The organism is Streptomyces sp. AC1-42W, assembly GCF_003248355.1.
GTDB lineage: Bacteria > Actinomycetota > Actinomycetes > Streptomycetales > Streptomycetaceae > Streptomyces.
The window spans coordinates 2,985,974-3,011,311 of the sequence record NZ_QKWY01000002.1 but is presented as its reverse complement, the minus strand read 5'-3'; the positions used below and the strand labels follow the sequence as shown (position 1 = coordinate 3,011,311).

Sequence of the window (25,338 nt, the reverse complement as noted above, 5' to 3'; positions counted from 1 at the left end):
GTGCTCCTAGTTCAGGTACTGGCAGGTGGCGCGTGGGGTGTAGCTGCCGTGGCCGGCGCGGCCGGTGTACGTACGGCCGTCGATGACGGGCTCACCGCGCGAGAGCACGGTCTCCACCCGGCCGGTGAGCTGTTTTCCCTCGTACGCGGAGTAGTCCACGTTCATGTGGTGGGTGGCGGCGGACACGGTCTGTTCGGCCGTCGGGTCGTAGACGACGATGTCGGCGTCCGCGCCGGGCGCGATCGTGCCCTTCTTGGGATAGAGGCCGAACATCCTCGCCGGGGCGGCGCAGGCGATCTCGATCCAGCGGCGGCGTGAGATGTGCCCGTCCACGACCGCCTGGTGCAGCAGGTCCATCCGGTTCTCGACGCCGGGCATGCCGTTGGGGATCTTCGAGAAGTCGCCCCGGCCCCTCTCCTTCTGTCCGGAGAAGCAGAACGGGCAGTGGTCGGTGGAGACGACCTGCAGTTCGCCGGTGCGCAGCCCCCGCCACAGCGCCTCCTGGTGCTCCCTGGGCCGCAGCGGGGTGGAGCAGACGTACTTGGCGCCCTCGAAGTCCGGTTCGGCGAGGTTGTCGGTGGACAGGAAGAGGTACTGCGGGCAGGTCTCGCCGAAGACGGGCCGCCCCTGGTGGCGTGCCGCGGCGATCTCGGCGACGGCCTCGTCGGCGGAGACGTGCACGATGTACAGCGGCGCGCCGGCGACCCGGGCGAGCTGGACGGCCCGGTGCGTGGCCTCCGCCTCCAGCGCCACTTTCCGTACGTCCCCGTGGTAGCGGGGGTCGGTGCGGCCGGCGGCGAGCGCCTGTTCGACCAGGACGTCGATGGCGATGCCGTTCTCGGCGTGCATCATGATCAGGCCGCCGTTGGACTCGGCCCGCTGCATGGCGCGCAGGATCTGCCCGTCGTCGCTGTAGAAGACGCCGGGGTAGGCCATGAACAGCTTGAAGGACGTGATGCCCTCCCCCACCAGGAGGTCCATCTCCTTGAGCGAGGACTCGTTGACGTCCGCGAGGATCATGTGGAAGGCGTAGTCGATGGCGCAGTTGCCGTCCGCCTTGGCGTACCAGGTGTCGAGTCCTTCGCGCAGGGGGCGGCCGACCGACTGGACGGCGAAGTCGACGATGGTGGTGGTGCCGCCCCAGGCGGCGGCGCGGGTGCCGGTCTCGAAGGTGTCGGCGGCCCGCGTTCCGCCGAACGGCATCTCCATGTGGGTGTGGGCGTCCACGCCGCCCGGGATGACGTACTTGCCGGTGGCGTCGATGGTCCGGCCGGCGGTCCAGCCCGCGGCCTCGTCGCTGTCGTGGGCGGCGAGCGCGGCGATCCGGCCGCCGTCCACGAGGACGTCCGCGTGCATCTCGTCCGACGCGGTGACGACCAGGCCGCCGCGGATGACGGTACGGCTCATGGGTACCCCTCCTCGTTGTCCTGCGGGTGGGGCGCGGGCGCCGGCCGTGGGGCCCGCGCCCGCGCCGTGGTCGGCGGTCAGACCGCGCGCAGTGCCTCGGCGAGGATCTCCGCGCCCTCCTCCGCCTCCGGGATCGCGAGGGAGAGGGGCGGGGCGATGCGCAGCACGCTGGTGTTGTGGCCGCCGCCCTTGCCGATGAGCAGGCCGCCCTCGCGGGCCGCCTCCAGGACGGCCGCCGCGCCTTCCGGGTCGGCCTCGTCGGTGCCGGGCCTGACGAGTTCGATGCCGATCATCAGGCCCCGGCCGCGTACCTCGCGCACCCGGCCCGAGGTGGCGCCGATCGCGCGCAGCCGTTCGATGAGCAGCCCGCCGACGCGCCGGGCGTTGCCCTGGAGGTCGTGTTCGACGAGGTGGCCCAGGTTGGCGAGCCCGGCCGCCATGGTGACCGGTGAACCGCCGAAGGTGGAGATGGAGTTGGCGTCGAGGCAGTTCATGACCTCGGCGCGGGCGACGACGCCGCCGATGGACATGCCGTTGCCGATGCCCTTGGCGAAGGTGACGATGTCCGGCGGCCCGTTCTGCGCGTGGGCCTGCCAGCCCCAGAAGTGTTCGCCGGTGCGGCCCCAGCCCGTCTGCACCTCGTCGGAGATCCACAGCACGCCGTGCCGGTTCAGGACCTCGCGGAACGCGCCGTACAGGCCGTCCGGCGGTGAGGTGAAGCCGCCGACGCCCTGGATGGGTTCGGCGATCAGGGCGGCCGGGGCGCGGGTGTGCCCGAGCAGGTCCTCCAGGTCGGCGACGCAGGCGGCGGTGAACTCCTCGTCGCTCAGGTGCGCGTAGGGGCCGCGGGTGCGAACGCCGCCGTGCACGTACAGGGTCTGGAGCGGCGAGAGGCTGGTGGGCGACCAGGCGTTGTTGCCGGTGATCGAGACGGCGGAGAAGGACCGGCCGTGGTAGCTGTTGCGCATCGCGAGGATCTGGTTGGACCCGCGGTACGTGGTGGCGAGCAGCAGGGCGGTGTCGTTGGCCTCGGTGCCGGAGGTGGTGAAGAAGACCCGTGCGTCGGGGATGCCGGAGAGCGAGGCGATGCGCTCGGCCAGTTCGATCATCGGGCGGTTGAGGTAGAGCGTGGAGGAGTGGATGATCCGGCCGGCCTGCTCGCTGACGGCCTTGGTGACCTCGGGCAGGGCGTGGGCGGTCATGGTGGTGAGGATGCCGCCGAAGAAGTCGAGGTAGCGGTTGCCGTCGGCGTCCCAGACGTGGCGGCCCTCGCCGCGGGTGATCTCCAGCGGGTGGCGGTAGTAGAGGGCCAGCCAGTCGGGGCTGACGGCGAGGTGGCGGTGGTGGAGGCTGCTCACGGCTCGATCAGCCCCCCGTACGCGTCGGGTCGGCGGTCCCGGTAGAACGCCCACTGTTGGCGGACCTCGTCGATGAGCCCGAGGTCCAGGTCCCGTACGACGAGTTCCTCCTCCTTGTCGGAGGCGACGTCGCCGACGAACCGGCCGCGCGGGTCCACGAAGTAGCTGGTGCCGTAGAAGTCGTTGTCGCCGTACTCCTCCCGGCCGACGCGGTTGATCGCGGCGACGTAGTACTCGTTGGCGACGGCGGCGGCGGGCTGCTCCAGCTGCCACAGATAGGCGGAGAGGCCGCGCGAGGTGGCGGACGGGTTGTAGACGATCTGGGCGCCGCCCAGGCCGAGTTGGCGCCAGCCCTCGGGGAAGTGCCGGTCGTAGCAGATGTAGACGCCGACCTTGCCGACCGCGGTGTCGAAGACGGGCCAGCCGGCGTTGCCGGGTTTGAAGTAGTACTTCTCCCAGAAGCCCTCGACCTGCGGGATGTGGTGCTTGCGGTACTTGCCGAGGTAGGAGCCGTCCGCGTCGATCACTGCGGCGGTGTTGTAGTAGAAGCCGGACTGCTCCAGTTCGAAGACCGGGACGACGATCACCATGCCGGTCTCGCGGGCGAGGTCCCGCATCCGCCGTACGGTCGGGCCGTCCGGTACCGGTTCGGCCCAGCGGTAGTGCTCGGGCTCCTGGACCTGGCAGAAGTAGGGGGCGTTGAAGACTTCCTGGAAGCCGATGATGCCCGCGCCCTGCCGGGCGGCCTCGCGGGCGTGCTCCTCATGCTTGGCGATCATGGATGCGGTGTCGCCCGTCCAGGTCGCCTGGACGAGTGCGGCGCGTACGACGTGGGACATGAGCTGCTCCTTCGACGCGGCGTCAGAGAGCCTCTTGATGCTTCTACGCCCGTAGAACACGTGCGTACGGGAGAACGTAGGCCCCACCACACGGCGGGGCAAGACCATCGCCGTGAACCGGCCGAGTCGATCATGTTTCACACCCGTGCGGGCCAGTACGCGACGCGCCGGGCGCGTACCACGGTTGCGCGGGTGACGTACCGCCGGTGCGCCGGGTGCTAGCCGGCCAGCGGGACGGCCGCCGGTACGGCCTCCGGTTCCGGGGTGCAGCGCAGCAGGAGTTCGTCCATGGAGAGGCCGAGCGCGCCGGCCAGCGCGGCGACGGTGAAGAACGCGGGGGTGGGGGCGCGGCCGGTCTCGATCTTCCGCAGGGTCTCCGCCGAGATGCCGGCCCGGGCGGCGATGTCGGTCATGCTGCGGGCGCCGCGCGCCTCGCGCAGCAGCCGGCCGAGCCGTTCGCCGCGCAGGCGCTCTTCGGGGGTCAGGGGGGTGCGGACCATGCCGTCATTCTAATACCGACCGGATCGGTATAGTAATTGGAATCCGGTATAGTAATTGGCATGGTGCAACTCAAGACGGACACATCCATCGAAGCCATGCGGGCGACCGGCCGGGTCGTCGCACGGATGCTGACGGCCGCGCGGGAGGCGGCCGCGGCCGGCGTCTCGCTGCGCGAACTCGACGAGGTGGCGCGCGGGGTGCTGCGTGAGGCCGGCGCCGGCTCGCCGTTCCTCGGCTACCGGCCGCACTTCGCCCCGGTCCCCTTCCCCGCCGTCATCTGCGCGTCGGTCAACGACGCCATCGTGCACGGCATCCCCACCGACTACCGGCTGCGCGACGGCGACCTGGTGAGCATCGACGCGGGCGCGACGCTCGACGGCTGGGCCGGCGACTCGGCGATCAGCTTCACCGTGGGCCGGGCCCGCCCCGCCGACACCCGGCTCGTCGACACCGCGTACGAGGCCCTGGCGGCGGGCATCGCGGCGGCCACCGCGGGCAACCGCATCGGCGACATCGCGCACGCCATCGGCACGGTCTGCCGCGCCGCCGGCTACGGCATCCCCGAGGGGTTCGGCGGACACGGCGTGGGCCGCGAGATGCACGAGGACCCGGGGGTGCCCAACGAGGGCCGGCCGGGGCGCGGGATGCTCCTGCGCCACGGCATGGTGCTGGCCATCGAACCGATGCTGATCGGCGGCGGCGTGGACACGTTCCGGACGGACCGCGACGGATGGACCCTGCGTACGACGGACGGCAGCCGCGCCGCGCACGCCGAGCACACCGTCGCGATCACGGACGACGGACCGCGTATCCTCACCGCGCTCTGAGCATCCCGTCAGGGCCGCCCGGCGGGCCTCACCACCATCGCGGAGCCGCCGCCGCGCCGCTCCTTCTCGGCCGCCGCGAGCCACCGCCCGTCGGGCAGCCGCTGCACACCAGTGGCCGCGCCGATCTCCGGGTTGAGCTTGAAGACGTGTCCGATGCCTTCCAGCTTCGCCCGCAGCGGGCTGTTCCACAGCGCCGGTTCCAGTTCGGTCGCCGCCGCGTTGCGCTGGCTGGCCCGCGGCGCCGCGATGGCCTCGACCAGCGGCAGCCCCCGGTCCACCGTGCCGATCAGCGACTGGAGGACGGTGGTGATGATGGTGGCGCCGCCGGGTGAGCCCAGGGCCAGCACCGGCCGGTCGTGCCGCAGCACGATGGTCGGCGAGATGGACGAGCGGGGGCGCTTGCCGGGACCGGGGAGGTTCGGGTCGTGGACGGCCGGGTCGGCCGGGGCGAAGGAGAAGTCGGTCAGCTCGTTGTTGAGCAGGAAGCCGCGCCCCGGCACGGTGATCCCGCTGCCGCCGGTCTGCTCGATGGTCAGGGTGTAGGCGACGACGTTGCCCCACTTGTCGGCGGTCGTCAGATGGGTGGTGTTCTCGCCCTCGTACGTGGTCGGCGCGGCCTTCCCCGCGGAGCGGCAGGCGCCGGGGTGGCGCGGGTCGCCGGGTGCGAGCGGGCTGGGCAGCACGGCGTCGTCCCGGATCAGGCACGCGCGCGCGTCGGCGAACCTCTGGCTGAGCAGGCCGCGGGTCGGCACGTCCTCGAACGCGGGGTCGCCGACCCAGCGCCCCCGGTCGGCGAAGGCGATGCGGCTGGCCTCGATGAAGCGGTGGAGGTAGCGCTCCTCGCTCGCCCGCGCGAGGTCGGTGGACTCCAGGATGTTGAGGGCCTCGCCCACCGTCGTGCCGCCGGAGGAGGACGGTGCCATGCCGTACACGTCGAGCCCCCGGTAGTTCACCTTCGTGGGCGCCTGCCGCAGCGCGCGGTAGGAGCGCAGGTCCCGGGCGGTCAGGTCGCCGGGCCGGACGACCCGGTCGGACGCGGGGTCGACGGGCGGGTTGCGCACGGTGCGTACGATGTCGCGGGCCAGCTCGCCCTTGTACAGCGCGGCGACGCCCTCGCGGCCGACCTCCCGGTAGGTACGCGCGAGATCCGGGTTCCGGAAGACCGCGCCGACCTCGGGCAGCTTCCCGCCGGGCAGGAACAGCTTCCGGGTGGCCGGGAAGTCCCGGAACCGCTCCTCGTTGCCCGCCGTCTGCGAGCGGAACGTTTCGTCGACGACGAAGCCCTGGCGGGCGAGGCGTTCGGCCGGCGCGAGGACCTTCCGCAGCGACTTGCTGCCCCAGGCGTCCAGGGCGGTGTCCCAGGTGGCGGGCGTGCCGGGGGTGCCGACGGCCAGCCCGCTGGTGACGGCGTCGGCGAAGGCGAGCGGTTTGCCGTTCTCCAGGAAGAGGGCGGAGTCGGCGCTGCGCGGCGCGGTCTCGCGGCCGTCGATGGTCCGCACGGTACGGGTGCGGGCGTCGTAGTACACGAAGTACCCGCCGCCGCCGAGCCCCGCGGAGTACGGCTCGGTCACGCCCAGCGCGGCGGCCGTGGCCACGGCGGCGTCCACCGCGTTGCCGCCCTTGCGCAGCACCTCGATGCCGGCGGCGGTGGCGTCCGCGTCCACGCTGGAGACGGCGCCCCCGTACCCCACCGCGACCGGCGACTTGTCCGGTGGCGCCGGGGCGTGGGCGGGGTGGGCGGACGAGGCCGGGGCGGCGGCCCCGACGGACAGGGTGGCGGCGAGAACCGCCGCCAACGACACATTTCGCCTGACGGAACGTCGCATGCGTACCTCCGGTGAAGGATCGTCCGCGCAGAGTAACGCCGCCGCCCCCGCATCGTCAGGACCGCCTCGAACCCGAAGGCCCGACAGCCACCGGCCCGGTCCACCCATTCCCTGCCGTGCGTCGAGCGCATTGAATAGACGCACCGACTGGTCTAGCCTCTGAGTAGACGCAACGGCAAGTCTTGTCATGTGCGTGCGTCATACCTGTGCGCACGCCCGTACGGCACACCTGTGCCCCGAAGCCGTTTCCCCGATGGTGCGGGCGGCCGCCCGCACCACTCCCTTCCGCTCTTCCATCGCTCATGAGAGGCCACCGCAGTGGGAAACTCGACCGTTCGCGCCGGCGACCGGACCGGCGCGCCAGCGACAGCACGTGGCACCGGCCTCGCCGCGTTCAGCGTGGCCTTCGCCTTCTGGATCACCATGGCGGGCACTACCGCGCCCACCCCCCTCTACCCGCTCTACGGCGACGAGTTCGGCTTCACACCGTTCACCGTGACCGTGATCTTCGCCGTCTACGCGCTGGGGGTCGTCCTCGGACTCCTGGTCTTCGGCCGGCTCTCGGACCAGATCGGGCGTCGTCCCGTGCTCGTCGCCGCCACCCTGTTGTCCGTCATGGCGGCAGTGGTGTTCCTGCTGGCGCAGAACGTCACCGCCATGATCGTCGCCCGGATCATCTCCGGGTTCTCCGCGGCACTGATCACCGGCGCCGCGACGGCCTCACTCGCCGAGCGGCTCGGGCAGCACAGCCGCGTCAAGCCGGCCACCATCGCCCTGTTCGCGAACATGGGCGGACTCGCGTGCGGCACTCTGCTGGCGGGCATTCTGGCGGACCTCGCGCCGTCTCCGCTGCGCACCCCCTGGGTCGCCATGCTGGCCCTCGCCGCCATCGCCGCCGTCGGCGTCCTGCTGAACGATGAGAGCTCGGCCCACCGGTCCGGCTTCTCGCTGCAGTTCCAGCCCCTGCACATCCCGGGCGAGATCCGGTCCGACTTCCTGCGGTCGGCGATGGCGGCGGGCGCCGGCTTCGCCGTCCTCGGCGTCCTGACCGCCGTGACCGGCCTGTTCCTTGGCACGGTGCTGCACGAGTCCAGCCACTCACTGACCGGCCTCGTCGTCTTCGCCGCCTTCGCGTGCACCGCGCTCGGCCAGCTCCTGGTCCGCACCCTCAAGCCCGGCACCGCCCTGCCCGCGGCCTGCCTGGGCCTGATCGTCGCGGCCGTCCTGATCGCCACCGCGATGGCCACCAGCACACTCACCCCGCTGTTCGCCGGGGCCATCGTCAACGGACTGGCGACGGGCATCGCGGTCGGACACGGCATCAGCGGCATCACCACCCGCAGCGCCCCTCAGCACCGCGGCGCGTCGGTGTCCACCTTCTTCGCCATCCTCTACTCGATGCTGGCGGTGCCCGCGATCGGCGTGGGCATCCTGATCCGCGAGACCAGCCTGCGCCCCGCCGGTGAGACATTCAGCGCGGTCGTCGCCGCGCTCTCCCTCGGCGTGCTGCTCAGCCTGGTGCGGACCGGGCGCGAAACCGCCTGACCGGGGTTCGCCGCGCTCGGCCGCGGCGGACCCCCGCTGTGACAGAATTACGGGGACGGACATGACGTGAAGGGTTGACGGAGCCATCGGTACCACGCGGAAACCACGACCGGCCGGTGGGGCGACCACGGCCACCAGCCGGACCGGACCCTACCGCAGCGAGAGCATCCGGCTGGCCGTACTGAACGCCGCGGACGACCTCCTGGTCGAGCGGGGGTTCTCCGCCCTGACCATCGAAGGCATCGCCCAGCGTGCCGGCGTGGCCAAGCAGACGATCTACCGCTGGTGGAAGTCGAAGGTCGACATCCTTCTCGACACTCTCACCGACGACGCCCGCGAGGCCCTGGAATGGCGCCCGGACACCGACGCCGGCGCCGAGGAGGCGCTCACGTCCCACCTCCGGCGGGTGGCCGACTTCTTCCAGGAGCCGGCCGGACAGGTGCTGCAGGCCCTTCTGGGTCACGCCCAACTGAACGAGGACACCGCGGCGTCGCTGCGCTCCGGATTCCTGCGGGAACAACGGGAACGGGACGCCGCCGGGCTCCGCGACCTCCTCGCCCGTGAGGACATCACGGTTGCGGACCGGGGGGTCGACCACCTCATCGATCTCTCCCTCGGCCCGTTGTACTTCCGTGTACTCGTGCTCGGTGCGCCCATCGACGAGGAGCTCGTGGTCACGACCGCCCAGCTCACGCTCTCCCTGGCGCGCACACTGTCGGCTGGCACCCCCTGAGCACTGGCCGGTTCCCCCGGAACACGGCCGGTCACATCCGACGCACATGGTGAGGGCCCCCGGCGCGATGCGCCGGGGGCCCTCACCGTTTGGTCAGTGCAGGCTGATGCAGCCGCTCCTTATGCCTTCGATGACAGCTTCGGTGCGGGATGCCGCGTCCAACTTGATAAATATCGAATGCAGATGGACCTTGACGGTTCGCTCGGATATCCCCAGCAAACGCGCGACCATCCTGTTCGATTTCCCCTCTTTGATCTCATCGAGGACCTGACGCTCGCGCGGCGTGAGCGGAAAGGGCGCCCTCCGCAACACGCGATCCGTCGTCGCACGTTCGGAACCCAGGACGGAGAGCTGCCCTTCTAACATCTGACGGGATTCACGAGACACATTTTCCCCCTGTCATGAATGGCCATCACTCATCAAGGGCGCACAGGCGAGCACGTCGCCCACACCTCGCCCATGAACGATTTCTCGTTGCGAAATCAGTATATGCACCGAAACGGAAGCCATGAATTAAACGTGAGATACATCACAGCATTATGTTGCCCGCTAAACCAACCTTCGTCTCCCGTTCGGGGAAAGCGTCGATTCCACCTCAAGCAAATCCACCTTGCACATATTGCACTGGATTGAACAACCGGCTCCCCCTACAGTGAGGTCGGGAAAGGAACCCCGTTCCCAATCTGCTGTTCTCCCCCTTCCGGGAGAGGTGAGCCGATGTCCGCCGAACGCGCACGGCGCAGCAACTTCCCGCTTCGGCCGGCCAGCCTCCCTTGATCCATCCGGCCAAAGTGGCGCTACGGGCGCGCCGGCGGTCCCTGACACCCTGGAATTCCAGAGCCCTATCGATGCTCATCGCGCCAGGGATCGAGCGCAGGTTCCGATGTATCGAAAACACCTCCGAAAGGTAATTCGGGAATGACCTCCTCCCTTTTCTCTGCCGACATACGAGCAGTGCTCGACGCCATCTCCGCCGAGCAGGACCGCGTAGACGCCGTGGAACAACCGAAGCTCCTCGAAATCATCCGGCGACGCACCACACCGTGGACACCGGCGGAACTCGTTTCCGCGTGCGCCTCCGGCTATTACGCGGCCCCGGCAGCCATCGGTCGATTGCTCTACGCCTGCGTCCGGGCCATGCGCCCCCGGATCGCCTTCGAGTTCGGCACCGCCTACGGTTTCACCGCCCTCCATATCGCAGCAGCGCTCAAGGACAACGGAATAGGAAAGCTCTACACCGTCGATCTCCACGAAGGAAAGTGCGCGGCGGCCCGAAATCACCTGAAAGCGGCCGGGGTCGACAAATATGCCGAGGTGATCACCGGCGAGGCAAGCGAGGTATTATCCTTCTTTCCTGCCCTGTCCGCCGATCCGATCGATTTTCTCTATCTGGACGGCTGGGCCGATTTCTTTCTCGACGTCGTCCGGGCCGCCGAACCGCACCTGCGCACCGGCGCGCTCGTGCACGCGGACGACACCGAGAAGTTCGCCGCCGGTGCCCGCTCATACCTCGACCACGTCCGGAATCCGGACAACGGATACGTGTCCGTCGGCATCACCGACGGACAGGGATTCGAACTGTCCACATTCACCGGCTCCGGGTGGACCGTGTCGTGAACACGTCCTCGCCGACCGATCCGGTACGGCGTTCGACCGCCGCGTCGAGCGGCGCCCGGCCGGAATCCCGCACGGCCGTCGCCGCGCTCGGCATGTGCGTCATGCTGGTCTTCGGCCTCGGCGCGGGGGTGAACCTCGCGGTCGGCCGCCTGGCGACCAGCGCGCTGCGGCCGAGCCCGACCGAGGTCCTGTGGATCGTCGACAGCTACCTGATCGTCTTCGGCTGCCTGCTCATCCCCAGCGGGGCCGTGGGCGACCGCTTCGGCCGGAAGGGCGCCCTGCTCACCGGCCTCGCCATGATGGTCGTGGGATCACTCGCGTCCGCGGTCTCACCGACCGTCCCCCTGCTGCTCGGGGCGCGGGCGGTGACCGGGGCCGGCGCCGCACTGATCCTGCCCAACAGCCTGCCGCTGCTGATCTCCTGCTTCCCACCGGGGAAACGCGGGCATGCCGTCGCTCTGTGGACCGCGCTCAGCGGAGGCGGTGGCGTGGCAGGCAACATCGTGGGCGGCGCGGTGCTCCAGTTCTACGACTGGCAGGTCCTGTTCGCGGTGGCCGCTCCGCTTTCGGCGTGCGGACTGGCGGTGGCGGCCAGGACCCTGCCCCGCGTCGAACGCCATGCCCACCTGATCGACACGGGCGGAATACTCCTTCTCGTCGCGGCCGTCTTCGGGGTGCTCTTCGGCATCATCGAGGGCTCCGAACTCGGCTGGGCCTCCCCCGCCGTGCTGTCTGGCTTCGCCGCGAGCGCAGTGTTCCTGGTGCTGTTCTGCCGCTACGAACTCGGGCGGGAGCAGCCGCTGCTGGACCCTCGGGTGTTCCGCCGGCCCGGGATGCGTGCCGGAACCCTCGGCATCGTCGCGTCCTTCGTCGCGATGTACTCGGTCTTCTACCTCAACGGCCAGTACCTCATGAACGTGAAGGACTATCCGGCCGTCCTGGCCGGCCTCGGCACGGCACCGCTGGCCGTCGTGATCTTCCTGGCCTCCCCGCGGGCCGCCCGGCTGGCCGACCGGTACGGGGGCCGTCCGGTCATCGCCTGTGGGCTGCTCGTAGTGGTAGTGGGCCTCGGGTTGTTCTCCCTGTGCGGCCCCGGCACCGCGTACGTCGTGTACGCCGGGTGCATCGTCGTGGTCGGCATCGGGTCGGGGCTGTCCAATCCGCCCCTGTCGAACGCAGTCATCACCTCCGTCCCCGCCCACCAGGCGGGCGTCGGCTCCGGCGTCAACAGCTTCAGCCGGGAGATCGGCGGGGCACTCGGCTTCGCCGTGTTCGGCACGCTGCTCAACACCCGATTCGTGAACGCCCTGCCGGCCGGGCCCTGGGACACCGGGGACTTCGGAAACGGGCAGGCGCTGGGCACCACCCTGCGCGGCGTGGAGCACTCCGGCACCGCCGCGGCACACCTGTCCGCACAGGTGCGGGAGGCGTTCACGACGGGAATGGCCGAGTCGTTGCGCATCGTGGCACTCGCACTGCTCCTGTTGACCATCGTGGTCGTACTGTGGCTGCGACCGGGACACGACGAACACGGCACCACCGAGGGGAAGCCATGAGCGAGACCGGCGTCGGCGACCGTCAGGGCGGATGGGCCGACGAGCTGTCCGGCCGTCAAGGACCGAGTCTGGACCTGCGCCTGCTGCCGGCCCTGGACGCGTTGCTGCAGGAGCACAGCGTCACGGGCGCCGCGGAACGGCTGGCACTGTCCCCGCCCGCTATGAGCCGGACGCTGGCCAAGATCCGCCTCGCCCTCGGCGACCCCGTCCTGGTCCGCGCCGGACGGGGCCTCGTGCCCACTCCTCGGGCCCTGGAACTCCAGCCGAGGGTGAGGGCGTTGTTGCGGGAGGCGGAGCTGCTGCTCAGCCCGAGCCCGCAGAAGGACCTCTCCCGGGTGAGTCGGATGCTGACCATCGTGGCGGACGAGGCGTACGCGGCGGTGCTGGCGCCGAATCTGCTGAACCGGGCGAGCGTGGAGGTGCCGATGGCCCGGTTCGCCTTCACGGTGGAGAGTACCCACGGCAGCGCGCCCCTGCGTGAGGGCTCTGTGGACATCGAGGTCGGCGTCATCGACGAACCCAGCCCGGAGCTGCGGATCGAGCCATTGTTCCAAGACCGGTTCACAGGCGTGGCGCGGGCCGGACACCCACTGCTGGCCGCGGAGGTGACCGCAGAGGCATTCGCCTCGGCGCGGCACGTCAGCGTCTCCCGCAAGGGCCGTATGGCCGGGCCCATCGACACCGCGCTGCACGCACTCGGTCTGCACAGGGAGGTGATCGCGTCCGTGCCGAACTACGGCGAGGCGCTCCTGATGATCCCGACGGGTGACCTGGTGACCGCGATGCCCCACTCGGTCGCGGCCGGCGCGCGGCGGTCGGTCAACGTCGAACTGTTCGACCTGCCGGTGGCCACCGAGCCCATCAGCATCTGCCAGGCGTGGCACCCGCGGCACGAGACCGAGCCCGTGCACATGTGGCTGCGCGAGGCCGTACGGGCCGCGCTCACCCATTCCGCGTCGTCCGGTCCGCCGCCCTCATGTGCGCCGCGGGCCGGCCGGTGACCGGAGCAGGCCGTCGAGCAGGAGATCGACGGCCGATGGCGATCTCCCGGCCCCTGACTCGCCGTCCGGTTTCCGCCGGCTCCCGAACGGGTACTCCGTGCCTCTTCCGCCCGCCGCCGTGCCTACGACCGCTCCCACGAGCAGGCGGGCTGTGACCGACGGATCGAGGTCGCACCGTGTCTCGCCCCGGCGCATGGCCCGCGCGAGCAGCTGTGCCAGCCGCGCAATCATGGATTCCCGGCACACGGCATCCTCGGCATCCGGGCTCGGTGTGCCGCCCACGCCCCAGAACACCGCGTGGCGGGCCGGATCCGCCGCCGCCGCCAGGGCGAGCGCGTCCAGCAGGTCGGCGAGTTCGGCGGCGGGTGAGCGGCCGTCCCCGGACGCGCCCGCGGCCGACAACGACCGCAGACGCGCGCGGACCGGACGGGTGACCTCGCGCAGCACCTCGGCCCTACCCCGCACATGCCGGTACAGCGCCGCCTTGGTGACACCGAGGCGGTCGGCGATGTCGCTCATGCTCGTCGCGTCGTGCCCCCGTTCGTGGAACAGGGCCGTCGCGGCCATGAGGACGTCCTCACGACCGCGACGCGGGCGGCGGGACGGTGGCACCGTCCGCGGGGGAGGACTCACCGCGGAGACCGCCCCCGGCACATCTCCAGCAATGCCTCGGCGAGACCCGCCCCGCTCTCCCCCAGTTCCTCGGCGTACCGGCCCCGGATGGACAGCTCGCGGCCGGAGTCCAGCGGGGCTCCGCCCCCTCCCGTGCGGATGCGCTGGATCTCCCGGGATGCCTCGATCCGCTGCTTCAGCGTACCGATGAGGGAGCGGTCCAGGTCATCGATGCGCTCCCGCAGCCGGGCGATGTCCCCGGGCGCGGCTTCCCCGGTGGTGCTCGTCTCGCGGTGCATCGTCGTCAGGCTCCGTTCGTACGGCGGTTGGGCTGGGGGCCGAGGCGTACGACCCCAGGGACTGCAGCCCGGGCAGGCGCAGGCTCAGCAGTTGGACGGTGCGGTGGGTCGCGGGCTGCTCTGCGTTGCCCGGGCAGTCCGCGAACAGGACGGAAGCGCCGCTGCCGTCGGGCACGGTGTACAGGGACACGGCCCGCAGGAGGGGGTGGCGCCGGAGGTCGTCCAGGAAGGCGCCGAGGCCGTCCGGCGGGCCCGGAACACGTCCGAGCAATGAGGTGCGATCGGCCTGCCGGACGGGCGGGAAGGCGTGGGCTCCGGAGTGCGCGCAGAGCAGGAACCGGGTGACCGCCCCGGCGGTGTCCTGGATGCCGGCGGCCGCCACCCGCAGGCCGTAGTGGGCGGCGGTGAAGTCACCGGCCACCGCGGCGTCGCTCGCGCCGTCCCTGACCCGGCGCGCGGCCTCCGCGTTGGACGGCGCGGGCAGCCAGCGTGCCCGGGGCAGTCGCCCGGCCAGCCAGCCGGCGACCTGCGCCCCGGCGTGCGGGTGGCCGCTCACCGTACGGATGGTGTCGAGCCCGGTGCCGGGACGCACCAACAGCGCGAACTCGACGAGGAGCACCACCTCGCGGACGACGACCGGAGCGGGTGCCCCGGCGAGTGCGCGCACCGTGTCCCCCACCGGCCCGGCCACCGTGTTGTGCACGGGCAGCATCGCGGCGTCCGCGTCGCCCCCGTGCACCAGTTCCAGTGCCCGGGCGGCCGTGGCCGCCGGCAACAGCCGCGAGCCGTCGGCTTCGGGGAGGGTGCGCAGCGCCCGTTCGGTGAAGGTTCCCTCCGGCCCCAGATATGTCAGCCGCCACGGGCGCGGGATGCGTCCCGGCACGCGGCGCGGCTGGGTTCCCTGTACCGGTGCTCTCATGTCACGCGGTGGCGAGAGCGGCGTCCATCGTGCTCGCCACCGCGCTCTTGGCCCGGCGCAGTTCCTTGTCCTCCAGCAGTCCGGGGGCGAACGCGGCGGCGTCGATGGTGATGCCGGCGGCCTCCCGGCCGGCCTGCTCGACCACCACCGTGGTGCGGACGGTGAGCCTGCTCGGCTCCGACAGGTCGGATGCGTCCACGGTGAGCCGCAGGGTGGCGCCGACGGGGAAGAGGAAGTTGGAGAACGTGGTGTTCATCGAGTTCAGGACAATGTAGTAGCGCTGCTGCGACCAGCGTGCCGTGAAGTAGCGTTCCACCACCGCGAGGAACATCTGGCGGGCCGCCTCGACGGCCACCATGCCCTGCACATGCACGCGGTCCTGCACATCGACGAGGAACTCGTTGTGATCGTGCAGCCGGAGCCGGGCCTCATAGGTGGTGTCGTCGACCTGAGTGAGCCCGGCCACCAGCACGTTGTCCTCGCGAGCCTTGTGCAGCTCCTGGCGGCGCGCGGGCTCCCCGGCGGTGTGCACGAGAGTGATGCGGTCGTCCAACTTCCGCCGGGCGATGGCGTCCAGGAGGTAGGAGACCTCGAATGAGCCGACTCCCTGGCCGGTGACCACACGCACCGGCCCTTCCACGGTGTCGAGGTCGCCGGCGTCGAGCGCGCGGACGAGGTCGGAGAAGGTGTCGGCGCCGACGGCCGCGGCGAAGTCCCGAAACCGGTCACCGACGACGAGTCGGGATGTGTCTGTGCTGCTCATGGACTACCTCCTGGCTGGCGGGAAGCGGCGGTCTGCGACACCGCGGAAGTGATTTCAGCGTGGAGTCCAGGGCCGGGGCCCACCAGTCGCCTGTTGGAAGTAGACACGAGGTACTAGCCGTATCAGCCGACTGCCGCCGCCGCGTCCCTCCGCGAATTCTGGTGCGGAGAACGCTGACACCTCAGTCCGGCGACCGAAGGAGCCTCGTCCCCATGACCGTTCTCGATCCGCCAGAGGTCAGTGAGGCCGGCGCGGCGGCCATGCTGCCCTCCCCGGAACCGCTGACCCTCATCGACAGCCCGTCCGGCACCGGGGACCTCGATGACTCGGTACTGCTCGAGCTGTATCGGCAGTTGGTGCGCGGGCGCCGTTACAACCTGCAAGCGACCGCGCTGACCAAGCAGGGCCGGCTGGCGGTCTACCCGTCGACCTCGGGGCAGGAGGCCTGCGAGGCCGGGGCCGTGCTGGCCCTCTCCGACCAGGACTGGATCTTCCCCACCTACCGGGACACCCTGGCCCTGCTGGTGCGGGGCGTCGACCCGGTGGAGGTGCTGACCCTGCTCCGGGGCGACTGGCACAGCGGGTACGACCCCCGTGAGCGGCGGGTGGCACCGCTGTGCACGCCGCTGGCCACCCAGACGCTCCACGCGGTGGGACTGGCCCATGCCGCCGCGCTGCGCGGCGACGACCTCGTCGTCCTCGCGATGACCGGCGACGGGGGCACCAGCGAGGGCGACTTCCACGAGGCGCTGAACTTCGCGGCCGTGTACCGCGCGCCGGTGGTCTTCTTCGTGCAGAACAACGGATACGCGATCTCCGTACCGGTCTCCCGGCAGTCCGCCGCCCCGAGCCTGGCGCACAAAGCCGTCGGCTACGGCATCCCGGGTGTGCTGGTCGACGGCAACGACGCCGCTGCCGTGTACCAGACCGTGCGGCAGGCCGTGGAGCGCGCTCGTGCGGGCGGTGGGCCCACCCTCGTGGAAGCGGTGACCTACCGCATGGACGCACACACCAACGCCGACGACGCCACCCGGTACCGCGACGCGGCCGAGGTGGAGTTCTGGCGCCGCCGGGACCCGGTGGACCGCATGGAACGGCATCTGCGGGAGCGTGGGCTGCTGGACGACGCCGGCGTCGAGCACGTACGCCGGGAGGCGGAGGAGATGGCCGCAGAGTTGCGGGCCCGTCTCACGGACGAACCGATGCCCGACGCCCTGGACCTGTTCGAGCACGTCTATGCCCGGCGCACCACCCAACTGGAGGAGCAACGCGCCACACTGATCGCGGAGCTGGCGAACGAGCCCGTCGGCCGGGGCGACGCCGGAGCAGAGGAGGCGGCGCTGTGACCGCCGCCGTGCCCGCCGCGCGGTCCGCGGCCGGGGCGGGCGTCGAGCGGGTGACTCTGTCGAAGGCTCTGAATCTGGCCCTGCACGATGCCCTGGCCAGTGACGACCGGGTCCATCTGATGGGTGAGGACATCGGCACACTGGGCGGCGTGTTCCGGGTCACCGACGGCTTGGCCGCCGAGTTCGGCGACGTTCGGGTCACCGACACCCCGCTGGCCGAGTCCGGCATCCTGGGCACGGCCGTGGGCATGGCGATGTACGGGCTGCGCCCCGTCGTGGAGATGCAGTTCGACGCGTTCGCGTATCCGGCGTTCGAGCAGCTCGTCAGCCATGTGGCCAAGATGCGCAACCGGACGCGTGGCGCCCTGCCCATGCCGATCACCATCCGTATTCCCTACGGTGGTGGGATCGGCGGCGTCGAGCATCACAGTGACGCCTCGGAGGCGTACTACGCCCACACTCCCGGGCTGCACGTGGTCACGCCGGCCACTGTGTCCGACGCGTACGGTCTGCTGCGCGCGGCGATCGCCTCGGACGACCCCGTCGTATTCCTCGAACCCAAGCGCCTGTACTGGTCGAAGGGCGACATCGACCGTACGGCTGCCGTGACCGGACCGGGCCGGGCCGCGGTACGCCGCAGCGGCTCCTCGGCCACCCTCATCACCTACGGGCCCTCCCTTCCGGTCTGTCTGGACGCCGCCGAGGCCGCGGTGGCCGAGGGCTGGGAGCTGGAGGTAGTGGACCTGCGCAGTCTGGTGCCCTTCGACGACGAGACGGTGTGCGCCAGTGTCCGGCGCACCGGCCGGGCGGTCGTCGTGCACGAGGCCCAGGGGTTCGCGGGGTTCGGCGCCGAGATCGCCGCCCGGGTCACCGAGCGCTGCTTCCACCACCTGGAGGCTCCGGTGCTGCGGGTCACCGGCTTCGACATCCCCTACCCCCCGCCGATGCTGGAGCGGCACCATCTGCCTGACGTCGACCGGGTGCTGGACGCCGTCGCCGGGCTGCAGTGGCAGGACGGCTCGCACACGGAGGAAGCATGACCACGACGACGCGCGAGTTCGCCCTGCCCGACCTGGGCGAGGGCCTCACGGAGGCGGAGATCGTACGGTGGCTGGTCTCGGAGGGGGATTCCGTGCACGTCGACCAGCCGGTGGTGGAGGTGGAGACGGCCAAGGCCGTGGTGGAAGTCCCGTGCCCGTACGCGGGAGTCGTCGTCCGGCTGTGGGGCCGGGCCGGTGACAGCCTGGACGTGGGGCAGCCGCTCGTGTCGGTCCGTGAGCGGCGGGCGGCCGAGGACTCCGGCAACGTGCTGGTCGGCTACGGGACGTCGCCGGCCGCGGCCCGCCGTCGGCGTATCCGCCCCCGCTCGTCCGGGCAGCCGCCCGCAGCCCCCGCCGCGCCCGCGGCCTTCGTGGCGATGCCCCGGCCGGGCGGCGGGCCGGCCGGGCCGGTGCCGGTGATCTCCCCGTTGGTCCGGCGGCTGGCCCGGGAGCGTGGTCTCGATCTGCGGACGATCCGGGGCAGCGGGCCCGGCGGGCTCGTCCGGCGTCAGGACATCGAGGCTTTCGGGGCACCGCCGGCGGCTGCCGCGGAAGCCGTACGGCTCCCCCTGCGTGGTGTGCGCGGCCTGACCGCCGACAAGCTGGCGCGCAGCCGCCGGGAAATCCCCGATGCCACCACCTGGGTGGACACGGACGCCACCGCCCTGCTGGATGTCAAGCGGCAGCTCGCGGCCCCGGACGCGCAGCGGATCTCGCTGCTCGCGCTGCTGGCGCGGGTCTGCCTCGCGGCGCTCGCCCGGTATCCGGAGCTGAACGCCACCGTGGACACCGACCGCCGGGAGATCGTCCGGCTGCCGTCCGTGCACCTGGGATTCGCCGCACAGACCGGGCGGGGCCTGGTCGTGCCGGTGGTCAGGGACGCGGACCGCAGGACGCTGCCGGAGCTCGCCGCGGAGATCAGCCGGCTCACCGCCGGCGCCCGGGAGGGGACACTGACCCCCGCCGAGTTGTCCGGTGGGACGTTCACCCTCAACAATTACGGTGTCTTCGGTGTCGACGGATCGACGCCGATCATCAATCATCCCGAGGCGGCGATGCTCGGCGTGGGCCGCATACTGCCCCGCCCCTGGGTCGTCGACGGAGAGCCGACGATCCGCCAACTGTGCCAGTTGTCGCTCACGTTCGACCACCGGGTCTGTGACGGTGGGGTGGCCGGCGGGTTCCTCCGGCACGTGGCCGACCTGGTCGAGCGGCCGGTGTCCCTGCTGCGACTGCTGTGAGCGAAGGACGAGTACACGGCCCGGGCCCCCGGTGCGGTCGACCGCACCGGGGGCCCGGGCCGTGTGGTGTGTACCGGTTCAGCGGGACCGGTAGGCGTGCAGGGTGACGTGCTCGGGCCCGCCGGCTCCTGCGGAGGGCAGGGGCTCGACGCGTTCGGTGGCGGCCCGCGCCGGGTGCAGGCCGCTCAGACAGCGCTGGGCCAGTTTCTGGTACTGAAGGGTGCCGTTGGCCTTCCAGGCGATCTCGTCGGCGGTGAGCTCGCGTACCACCCTGGCCGGGCTGCCCGCCACCAGGTGCCGCTCGGGAACGTGGAAGCGGGACTTGACGAAGCTGCCGGCACCGACGAACGCCTGCCGGCCCACCACCACTCCGTCCATCAGGACGGACTTCATTCCGATGAGACTGTCCCGGCCGACCCTGCAGCCGTGCAGCACACTGCCGTGACCGACGTGTCCGTCCTCCTCCACGACCGTGTCGGCGCCGGGGAAGCAGTGCAGTACGCAACCGTCCTGCACGTTGCAGCCGGTCCTGAGTTCGATGTGTCCGAAGTCGCCGCGCAGGCTCGCGAGCGGGCCGACGTAGCAGCCCGGTCCGATGTCCACCGAGCCGATCAGTACGGCGTCGGGGTGGACGAAGGCCGTCGGGTGCACCACGGGAACGGTGCCTTCGAAGGAGTAGATGTGTGCCATGGGATGATTCACCGTTCGTCGGGGCGGTCGGGGGGCGGCCTGCCGGTCAGACCGGCGCAGGGGCGGCCCGCAGCGAGTCCAAGGCGTCGTGCCCATGGATCCAGGCGAGGTCGTCGGGCAGCCCGGTCAGCCGTTCGTTGCGGGCCTCGGCCTCCGGCCCGTCCGGCAGTTGGAAGCAGCCTGCGTTCTTCCGTGAACCGGTTTGGATCAGCCGGGTGCGGGGTCGGCGCAGCTGCTCGTAGGCACGTAGCGCACCGGCCACTCCTTCGGCATCCGTGCCCGCCAGGAGGCGGGCGAGGACAACGGCGTCCTCCAGTGCCTGGTTGGCGCCCTGCCCGTGGTGGGGCAGCATCGCGTGTGCGGCGTCGCCCAGCAGCGTCACCCGTCCGACGCTCCACGTGCGCTGCGGTTCGCGGTCGTACAGCGCCCAGCGGCCGGGGTGGTCGCAGGCGCCGAGGACCTCGGTCACGAAGGGATGCCAGCCGTCGAAGGCGGCCAGCAATGCGCCGGGGTCGCCCTCGGTGGACCAGGATTCGACCGTCCAGGTGCGGTCGGGCACGACGGCAAGGAAGTTCAGGGCGCTGCCGTCCGCCACCGGGTAGGCGATGAAGTGCCGGCCCGGCCCCAACCACAGCCAGAGGGCCGGCTCAGCCAGTTCGGGAACGTGCCGCAGGCGTTCCATGGGTACCAGGGCTCGGTACCCGCTCGTTCCGGAGAACACCGCCGCGTCGGGGCCGAACAGGTGGTGGCGCACCGCGGAGTGGATGCCGTCCGCGCCGACGACCGCGTCCGCCCGGGCCTCGGTGCCGTCGGCGAAGCGCAGCACGGCACCGTCGGTGGTCTGCTCCACCGTGGTGCAGCGTGCGCCGAGCCGGACGTGTTCCGGGCCGAGCACGGCGAGCAGGGCCTCCTGAACGGCCGCGCGTTCCACCGTCCAGAAGGGCGCCCCGTAGAGCTTCTCGTAGTTGCCCGTCAGGCGGTGGGTCACCATGGACCGGCCGGTGCGCCAGTGCCGGAAGTCGGCACGGACGGGCCGCGCGGCCGATTCGGCGAGCCGTTCGACGAGGCCCAGATCGCGCAGGGCCCGGTGCCCGTTGGCGCCGATCGCGATACCGGCGCCCTGGTGGGACAGTTCCCGGGCCTGCTCGTGGACGACCACCTCGATGCCCTGCCGTCGCAGTCCGAGTGCGACGGCCAGGCCGCCGATGCCGCCGCCCACCACGGCCACGCGCGGGCGTCTTGCCGCCATGGCGTCTCCTCCTCATTCTGGTTGTCCGTCGCCCGGTCAGGGTGCCGGTGCGACGCCGGTGAAGGTGCCTCGGTGGAAGACCAGGGGGTCGTGGTCACGGCCGACGGCACCCAGCACCCGGCCGACGACGAGCACGTGGTCGCCGAGCGCCTGGGTGAGGTGCAGATCGCATTCGAGGGTGCCGGGCGCGTCGGGCAGCAGCAGGCAGCCGGTGTGGGGGCCGACGACCCAGTCCGCCGCCTCCTCCACCGGAGGCCGCCGCACCGCGGGCGCGGTCAGGGCCCCGACCAGGGAACGCGCCCGGTTGCCGAGGAAGGACACCGCCCACTGGCCGGACGTCCGCACCCGGCGCAGGAAGGTGGAGTCGTTCCGCAAGTACATCGACACCAGCGGCGGGTCCAGGGAGACCGAGGTGAACGAGTTCACCGCGATGGCGTCGTGCCGCGTTCCGGTCCGGGTCTCGAATCGGGTCGACACCGCGCACACACCGGTCACGTACTGTCCGAAGACCTGCCTCAGATGGGCCTCGTCGGGCAGGACGGAGGTTTCGGGAGGGGCGGCGGGGCCGCCCGGGGCGCGGGCCGGGCTGTTCACCGCCCGGCCTCGGCCGAGCCGGACCGCCCTGTACCGGGCACGCCGCCGCCGATGACGGTGGTGTCCTTCGCGTCGATCAGGTCCGGGACCTTCCAGCCGTTCTCGTCGTACTCCGACAGGCACTGGTCGACGAGTTGTTTGTAGTCGTCGAACTTTCCGGAGGCCTGCTGGGCGTGGAGCGCCTCGAAGCGGATCTGCTCGTGGTTGCCGGCGTAGTTCATCTCGTACAGTTCCCAGCGGGCACCGAACTCGGTGCCGACCGCGTCCCAGGCCAGCTTCATCAGCTTCACCCGGTCGATCGCCTCGACGCCCAGGCCACGGACGTATTTGTCGAGGTATGGCCTGACCTCGGGGTCGGACCAGTCGGCGGCGTGGGAGTTGTTGTAGATCAGCGCGCTGCCGAGGTCCCGGAGGAAGATCTCGCGCACCTTGGGGAAGATGGACGAGGACAGCACCCTGAAGGCCAGCGCTGTCTCCCCGTTGGGGGTGACGGTGCCGTCCGGCCACTTGGTGGGATTCTCGGCCATGGAGTCCACCAACGCCCAGAACATGTTGCGATAGGCGAGCACTTCACCGAGTCGGCTCTGCACTCCGCGGAACTCCGATGTTCCGGTGGTTTCCAGGCACTTGGCGAGCAGCCCCGTCAGGAAGTCCATCTTCACGGCGAAGCGGACGCAGGCGTGGAACATCGCCCGGTAGAAGAACCCGGAACCGTAGAAGAAGTTGTTCGCCTTGTCCACGTCGTAGCAGAAGACGTTCTCCCAGGGAATCAGGACCTGGTCGAAGACAAGGATTCCGTCGTTCTCGTCGAGGCGGCTGCTGAGCGGCTGGTCGAAGGGGCTGCTGACCGTGGCGGAGGCGTACTCGTACGACGGCCGCGAGATGATCTTCAGGCCGGGGCTGTTGGTCGGCACGATGAAGTAGGCGGAGAACTCCTTGGCGCCCTTGGGGATGACCCCGTAGCTGCCGATGAAGATGTGCTGGGTGAGCGCCGCTCCCGTGCCGACCACCTTGGCGCCGGATACGACCAGGCCGGCATCGGTCTCCCGGTCCACCGTGAGCATGACGTCCTTCAGCTCGGTCAGCCCGCGGTTGCGGTCGATCGGCGGGTTGACGATCCCGTGGCCGATGAACAGCACATTCTCCTGCGCCTTGCGGTACCAGGAAGACGCGTTGTCCTCGAACGGAGCGTAGTGCTCCTTGTTCGAGCCGAGGGTGGAGAGGAACGCGGCCTTGAAGTCCGGGGTACGCCCCAGCCAGCCGTACGTCATCCGCGCCCACTCCTCCATGGCCCGCGCCGATGTACGCAGGTCGCCGGAAGTGTAGGGAGCCTTGAAGTAGGGGTGGGTGAAGCCGCCGTTGCCGGTGTCGGTGGGGACGATGAGCCTGCTGTTGCGCTCGGGGTCGTGCAGCGCGTCGAACAGACGGGCCACCATGCGGGAGTTGTTGCGGAACGCGGGGTGGCTGGTGACGTCGTCGACCCTCTCGCCGTAAATCCTCACCTCCCGGCCGTCCCGGAGACTCTCGAGGTACTCGTCCCCGGTCTGGGGGCGGGACACGGACCCGGCGGGCCTGGCGGTGCTGCTCATACGGAGTCGCCTTTCGAAGGTGGCGTAGCGGGTGCGGCGCGGGTACCACGGGGACCGAAGGTTCCCGCCGGCGGCCCGCGCCTTCCGAAATGCTCCAGGAGCGGGCACCACCCCGACAGTCGGCCGCTGGGGCTAGTACGCGGGTATTAGATCCACCCTTCTAGCCACAACGACCCACTGCCCGGGCCGGGCAGGCGCGTGACAGGCTGCGCACCCCGGCCCCCTCTGCCCCTGCCCCCGTACAGAAGGCGTTGAGGTTTTCAGCGTGGACACCCTGAAGCGCCCGTCACCGGCGGACCCCCCGGCACGGGCCCGCTCACCGAAGCAGCCCGACTCCCCAGGACAGTGCGGCGGTTCGCCGTCCGTACCGTCCCCCGAAGCGTGGCGGTCGCTGCCCGCCGCGCAGCAGCCCGACTGGCCCGACCCCGCGGCACTGCGAACCGCCTTGTCGTCCCTGGCCGGCGCCCCGCCGCTGGTGTTCGCCACGGAGTGCGACACCCTTCTGGACAGGCTCGGCGAGGTCGCCCGCGGCAAGGCGTTTCTGCTCCAGGGCGGCGACTGCGCCGAGACCCTGGACGCGGTGAGCGCGGAGTCGGTCCGCGGCAAGCTGGAAGTCCTCCTCCAGATGGCCTCCGTGCTGACCTACGCGGCCGGCCTGCCGGTGGTCAAGGTCGGCCGTATCGCCGGCCAGTACGCCAAGCCCCGCTCGCGGCCCACCGAGACCCGGGGCGGCGTAACCCTGCCCTCCTATCGGGGCGACGCCGTCAACGGGCGGGCGTTCACCGCCGAGGCCCGAACCCCCGACCCGGCCCGGCTGGAGCGTGTCTACCATGCTTGCGCCGCGACGCTGAACCTGCTGCGCGCCTTCACCGCCGGCGGTTACGCGGACCCGCACGCCGTACACGAGAGGAACCGCGACTTCGTGGCCCTGTCCACGGCGGGCGGCCGCTACGGGCGGCTGATGGACGAGATCGACGCGGCGTTCGCGTTCATCCGGGCCTGCGGCATGACCCCTTCGGCCATGCGCACCACGGAGGTGTTCGCGAGCCATGAGGCCCTGCTCCTCGACTACGAGTCCGCGCTGGCCCGCACGGACCCCGACAGCGGGCGGCGGTACGCCCTGTCCGGGCATCTCCTGTGGATCGGCGAGCGCACCCGCCGGCCGGACGAGGCGCACGTGGCGTTCGCCGCGGGCGTCAGCAACCCCCTCGGCGTCAAACTCGGCCCGGACGCGGGCGTCGGAGACGTACTGACTCTGCTGAACCGGCTTGACCCGCAGCGCACCCCGGGCCGGCTCACCTTCATCACGCGGATGGGGCGGGGACTGGTGCGCGACCGGCTGCCCGCCCTGGTGGAGGCCGTACGCGCGGAGGGTGCGCAGGTGGTGTGGGTGTGTGATCCCATGCACGGCAACACCTTCACCGCGCCCAGTGGCCACAAGAGCCGGCGCTTCGATGACGTCCTGGACGAGATCGAGGGGTTCTTCGAGGTTCACCGCGCCCTGGGCACACACCCCGGCGGGCTGCACATGGAACTGACCGGCGAGGACGTCACCGAATGCGTGGGCGGCAGCGACGAGGTCCTCTCCGGCGACCTGCACCTGCGCTACGAGACGGCGTGCGACCCCCGGCTCAACCGCGGGCAGTCGATGGACCTGGCGTTCCGGGTCGCGGAATGGTTCAGCGCCGAGGAGCCCCGGTCCGGCCGGCCCGGCGCCGAGCGCGTCGCCGTCCGCACTCCGGACCTGTCCGTGTACCCACAGGCCGCGGCACCCGTCGGCTGAACC

General features: G+C 71.0%; 24 protein-coding genes. 10 read left to right on the top strand and 14 right to left on the bottom strand.

What is annotated here, in order from left to right; genetic code table 11:
* Window positions 1-6: 6 nt before the first annotated feature.
* From hydA to DNK56_RS31300, 4 genes are all read right to left on the bottom strand, one after another.
* Window positions 7-1,407, bottom strand: coding sequence for a dihydropyrimidinase (gene hydA / locus DNK56_RS31315; RefSeq protein WP_111339129.1), 1,401 nt, complete (start codon window positions 1,405-1,407; stop codon window positions 7-9).
* A gap of 77 nt (window positions 1,408-1,484) precedes the next feature.
* Window positions 1,485-2,765, bottom strand: a complete 1,281-nt coding sequence (locus tag DNK56_RS31310; RefSeq protein WP_111339128.1) for an aspartate aminotransferase family protein — start codon at window positions 2,763-2,765, stop codon at window positions 1,485-1,487.
* Window positions 2,762-3,604 (bottom strand): nitrilase-related carbon-nitrogen hydrolase, encoded by an 843-nt coding sequence (locus DNK56_RS31305; RefSeq protein ID WP_111339127.1) that lies wholly within the window; start codon window positions 3,602-3,604, stop codon window positions 2,762-2,764. Before DNK56_RS31305 ends, DNK56_RS31310 begins: the two co-directional genes overlap by 4 nt.
* Window positions 3,605-3,822: 218 nt before the next feature.
* Window positions 3,823-4,104: a helix-turn-helix domain-containing protein gene (locus DNK56_RS31300; protein WP_111339126.1), complete on the bottom strand. Its 282-nt coding sequence runs from the start codon at window positions 4,102-4,104 to the stop codon at window positions 3,823-3,825.
* A gap of 60 nt (window positions 4,105-4,164) precedes the next feature.
* Here DNK56_RS31300 and map point away from each other — a divergent pair, with 60 nt between their 5' ends.
* Entirely contained in the window at window positions 4,165-4,932 is a 768-nt protein-coding gene (gene map, locus DNK56_RS31295; RefSeq protein WP_111339125.1) for a type I methionyl aminopeptidase, read from the top strand.
* Window positions 4,933-4,940: 8 nt separating this feature from the next.
* Here the strand turns inward: map and ggt are convergent, their stop codons facing one another.
* On the bottom strand, window positions 4,941-6,758 hold the full coding sequence (ggt, locus tag DNK56_RS31290) for a gamma-glutamyltransferase (RefSeq protein WP_111339124.1): 1,818 nt from the start codon (window positions 6,756-6,758) through the stop codon (window positions 4,941-4,943).
* Between the two features lie 318 nt (window positions 6,759-7,076).
* Here ggt and DNK56_RS31285 point away from each other — a divergent pair, with 318 nt between their 5' ends.
* On the top strand, window positions 7,077-8,303 hold the full coding sequence (locus DNK56_RS31285) for an MFS transporter (RefSeq protein ID WP_241990145.1): 1,227 nt from the start codon (window positions 7,077-7,079) through the stop codon (window positions 8,301-8,303).
* Window positions 8,304-8,469: 166 nt separating this feature from the next.
* Complete coding sequence (locus DNK56_RS31280) at window positions 8,470-9,036, top strand: TetR/AcrR family transcriptional regulator (RefSeq protein WP_342211093.1); 567 nt, start codon at window positions 8,470-8,472, stop codon at window positions 9,034-9,036.
* Window positions 9,037-9,129: 93 nt separating this feature from the next.
* Here DNK56_RS31280 and DNK56_RS31275 read toward each other — a convergent pair whose 3' ends face one another.
* Window positions 9,130-9,423, bottom strand: coding sequence for a LuxR C-terminal-related transcriptional regulator (locus DNK56_RS31275; RefSeq protein WP_146610407.1), 294 nt, complete (start codon window positions 9,421-9,423; stop codon window positions 9,130-9,132).
* A 567-nt stretch (window positions 9,424-9,990) separates the two neighbouring features.
* Between DNK56_RS31275 and DNK56_RS31270 the strand changes: the two genes are divergently transcribed.
* From DNK56_RS31270 to DNK56_RS31260, 3 genes are read left to right on the top strand one after another with little or no spacing between them, the layout of a single operon-like run.
* Window positions 9,991-10,653 (top strand): O-methyltransferase, encoded by a 663-nt coding sequence (locus DNK56_RS31270; protein WP_199563565.1) that lies wholly within the window; start codon window positions 9,991-9,993, stop codon window positions 10,651-10,653.
* The gene (locus DNK56_RS31265) at window positions 10,650-12,209 is read left to right on the top strand and encodes an MFS transporter (protein WP_199563566.1); all 1,560 of its coding nucleotides are present in this window, start codon (window positions 10,650-10,652) and stop codon (window positions 12,207-12,209) included. The genes DNK56_RS31270 and DNK56_RS31265 overlap by 4 nt, the downstream gene beginning before the upstream one ends.
* Window positions 12,206-13,210, top strand: coding sequence for a LysR family transcriptional regulator (locus DNK56_RS31260; RefSeq protein ID WP_111339120.1), 1,005 nt, complete (start codon window positions 12,206-12,208; stop codon window positions 13,208-13,210). The genes DNK56_RS31265 and DNK56_RS31260 overlap by 4 nt, the downstream gene beginning before the upstream one ends.
* Here the strand turns inward: DNK56_RS31260 and DNK56_RS31255 are convergent.
* From DNK56_RS31255 to DNK56_RS31240, 4 genes are all read right to left on the bottom strand, one after another.
* The gene (locus DNK56_RS31255; RefSeq protein WP_111339119.1) at window positions 13,184-13,777 is read right to left on the bottom strand and encodes a TetR/AcrR family transcriptional regulator; all 594 of its coding nucleotides are present in this window, start codon (window positions 13,775-13,777) and stop codon (window positions 13,184-13,186) included. The genes DNK56_RS31260 and DNK56_RS31255 overlap by 27 nt on opposite strands.
* Before the next feature lie 62 nt (window positions 13,778-13,839).
* Window positions 13,840-14,121 carry a chorismate mutase gene (locus tag DNK56_RS31250; RefSeq protein WP_111339118.1) on the bottom strand — a complete coding sequence of 94 codons (282 nt, stop codon included), beginning with the start codon at window positions 14,119-14,121 and terminating at the stop codon, window positions 13,840-13,842.
* The gene (locus tag DNK56_RS31245) at window positions 14,048-15,004 is read right to left on the bottom strand and encodes a prephenate dehydratase (protein ID WP_158558457.1); all 957 of its coding nucleotides are present in this window, start codon (window positions 15,002-15,004) and stop codon (window positions 14,048-14,050) included. The genes DNK56_RS31250 and DNK56_RS31245 overlap by 74 nt, the downstream gene beginning before the upstream one ends.
* Window positions 15,005-15,041: 37 nt before the next feature.
* On the bottom strand, window positions 15,042-15,803 hold the full coding sequence (locus DNK56_RS31240; protein ID WP_111339116.1) for an AfsA-related hotdog domain-containing protein: 762 nt from the start codon (window positions 15,801-15,803) through the stop codon (window positions 15,042-15,044).
* Window positions 15,804-16,015: 212 nt separating this feature from the next.
* Between DNK56_RS31240 and pdhA the strand changes: the two genes are divergently transcribed.
* From pdhA to DNK56_RS31225, 3 genes are read left to right on the top strand one after another with little or no spacing between them, the layout of a single operon-like run.
* Window positions 16,016-17,149 carry a pyruvate dehydrogenase (acetyl-transferring) E1 component subunit alpha gene (pdhA, locus tag DNK56_RS31235; protein ID WP_111339115.1) on the top strand — a complete coding sequence of 378 codons (1,134 nt, stop codon included), beginning with the start codon at window positions 16,016-16,018 and terminating at the stop codon, window positions 17,147-17,149.
* Between the two features lie 8 nt (window positions 17,150-17,157).
* Window positions 17,158-18,189, top strand: coding sequence for an alpha-ketoacid dehydrogenase subunit beta (locus DNK56_RS31230; RefSeq protein WP_446750413.1), 1,032 nt, complete (start codon window positions 17,158-17,160; stop codon window positions 18,187-18,189).
* Window positions 18,186-19,430, top strand: a complete 1,245-nt coding sequence (locus tag DNK56_RS31225) for a dihydrolipoamide acetyltransferase family protein (RefSeq protein WP_111339113.1) — start codon at window positions 18,186-18,188, stop codon at window positions 19,428-19,430. The genes DNK56_RS31230 and DNK56_RS31225 overlap by 4 nt, the downstream gene beginning before the upstream one ends.
* 78 nt (window positions 19,431-19,508) lie before the next feature.
* On the opposite strand, the gene DNK56_RS31220 is transcribed toward DNK56_RS31225, so the two are convergent.
* The 4 genes from DNK56_RS31220 to DNK56_RS31205 are packed head-to-tail and all read right to left on the bottom strand — an operon-like array spanning window position 19,509 to window position 23,552.
* Window positions 19,509-20,120, bottom strand: a complete 612-nt coding sequence (locus DNK56_RS31220; RefSeq protein WP_111339112.1) for an acyltransferase — start codon at window positions 20,118-20,120, stop codon at window positions 19,509-19,511.
* A gap of 46 nt (window positions 20,121-20,166) precedes the next feature.
* Entirely contained in the window at window positions 20,167-21,369 is a 1,203-nt protein-coding gene (locus DNK56_RS31215; protein WP_111339111.1) for an FAD-dependent monooxygenase, read from the bottom strand.
* 36 nt (window positions 21,370-21,405) lie between these two features.
* On the bottom strand, window positions 21,406-21,963 hold the full coding sequence (locus tag DNK56_RS31210) for a flavin reductase family protein (protein WP_158558458.1): 558 nt from the start codon (window positions 21,961-21,963) through the stop codon (window positions 21,406-21,408).
* A complete protein-coding gene (locus DNK56_RS31205; protein WP_111339109.1) occupies window positions 21,960-23,552 on the bottom strand; it encodes a 4-hydroxyphenylacetate 3-hydroxylase family protein in 1,593 nt (530 codons plus the stop codon). The genes DNK56_RS31210 and DNK56_RS31205 overlap by 4 nt, the downstream gene beginning before the upstream one ends.
* Window positions 23,553-23,817: 265 nt before the next feature.
* Here DNK56_RS31205 and DNK56_RS31200 point away from each other — a divergent pair, with 265 nt between their 5' ends.
* Window positions 23,818-25,335, top strand: a complete 1,518-nt coding sequence (locus DNK56_RS31200; RefSeq protein WP_274543548.1) for a class II 3-deoxy-7-phosphoheptulonate synthase — start codon at window positions 23,818-23,820, stop codon at window positions 25,333-25,335.
* Window positions 25,336-25,338: the final 3 nt, after the last annotated feature.

Coding starts and splice junctions, on each gene's coding strand:
- DNK56_RS31225 (WP_111339113.1), top strand. CDS start 18,186: ATGACCACGACGACGCGCGAGTTCGCCCTGCCCGACCTGGGCGAGGGC.
- hydA (WP_111339129.1), bottom strand. CDS start 1,407: ATGAGCCGTACCGTCATCCGCGGCGGCCTGGTCGTCACCGCGTCGGAC.
- DNK56_RS31305 (WP_111339127.1), bottom strand. CDS start 3,604: ATGTCCCACGTCGTACGCGCCGCACTCGTCCAGGCGACCTGGACGGGC.
- ggt (WP_111339124.1), bottom strand. CDS start 6,758: ATGCGACGTTCCGTCAGGCGAAATGTGTCGTTGGCGGCGGTTCTCGCC.
- DNK56_RS31205 (WP_111339109.1), bottom strand. CDS start 23,552: ATGAGCAGCACCGCCAGGCCCGCCGGGTCCGTGTCCCGCCCCCAGACC.
- DNK56_RS31240 (WP_111339116.1), bottom strand. CDS start 15,803: ATGAGCAGCACAGACACATCCCGACTCGTCGTCGGTGACCGGTTTCGG.
- map (WP_111339125.1), top strand. CDS start 4,165: ATGGTGCAACTCAAGACGGACACATCCATCGAAGCCATGCGGGCGACC.
- DNK56_RS31255 (WP_111339119.1), bottom strand. CDS start 13,777: ATGGCCGCGACGGCCCTGTTCCACGAACGGGGGCACGACGCGACGAGC.
- DNK56_RS31215 (WP_111339111.1), bottom strand. CDS start 21,369: ATGGCGGCAAGACGCCCGCGCGTGGCCGTGGTGGGCGGCGGCATCGGC.
- DNK56_RS31250 (WP_111339118.1), bottom strand. CDS start 14,121: ATGCACCGCGAGACGAGCACCACCGGGGAAGCCGCGCCCGGGGACATC.
- DNK56_RS31300 (WP_111339126.1), bottom strand. CDS start 4,104: ATGGTCCGCACCCCCCTGACCCCCGAAGAGCGCCTGCGCGGCGAACGG.
- DNK56_RS31220 (WP_111339112.1), bottom strand. CDS start 20,120: ATGGCACACATCTACTCCTTCGAAGGCACCGTTCCCGTGGTGCACCCG.
- DNK56_RS31260 (WP_111339120.1), top strand. CDS start 12,206: ATGAGCGAGACCGGCGTCGGCGACCGTCAGGGCGGATGGGCCGACGAG.
- pdhA (WP_111339115.1), top strand. CDS start 16,016: ATGACCGTTCTCGATCCGCCAGAGGTCAGTGAGGCCGGCGCGGCGGCC.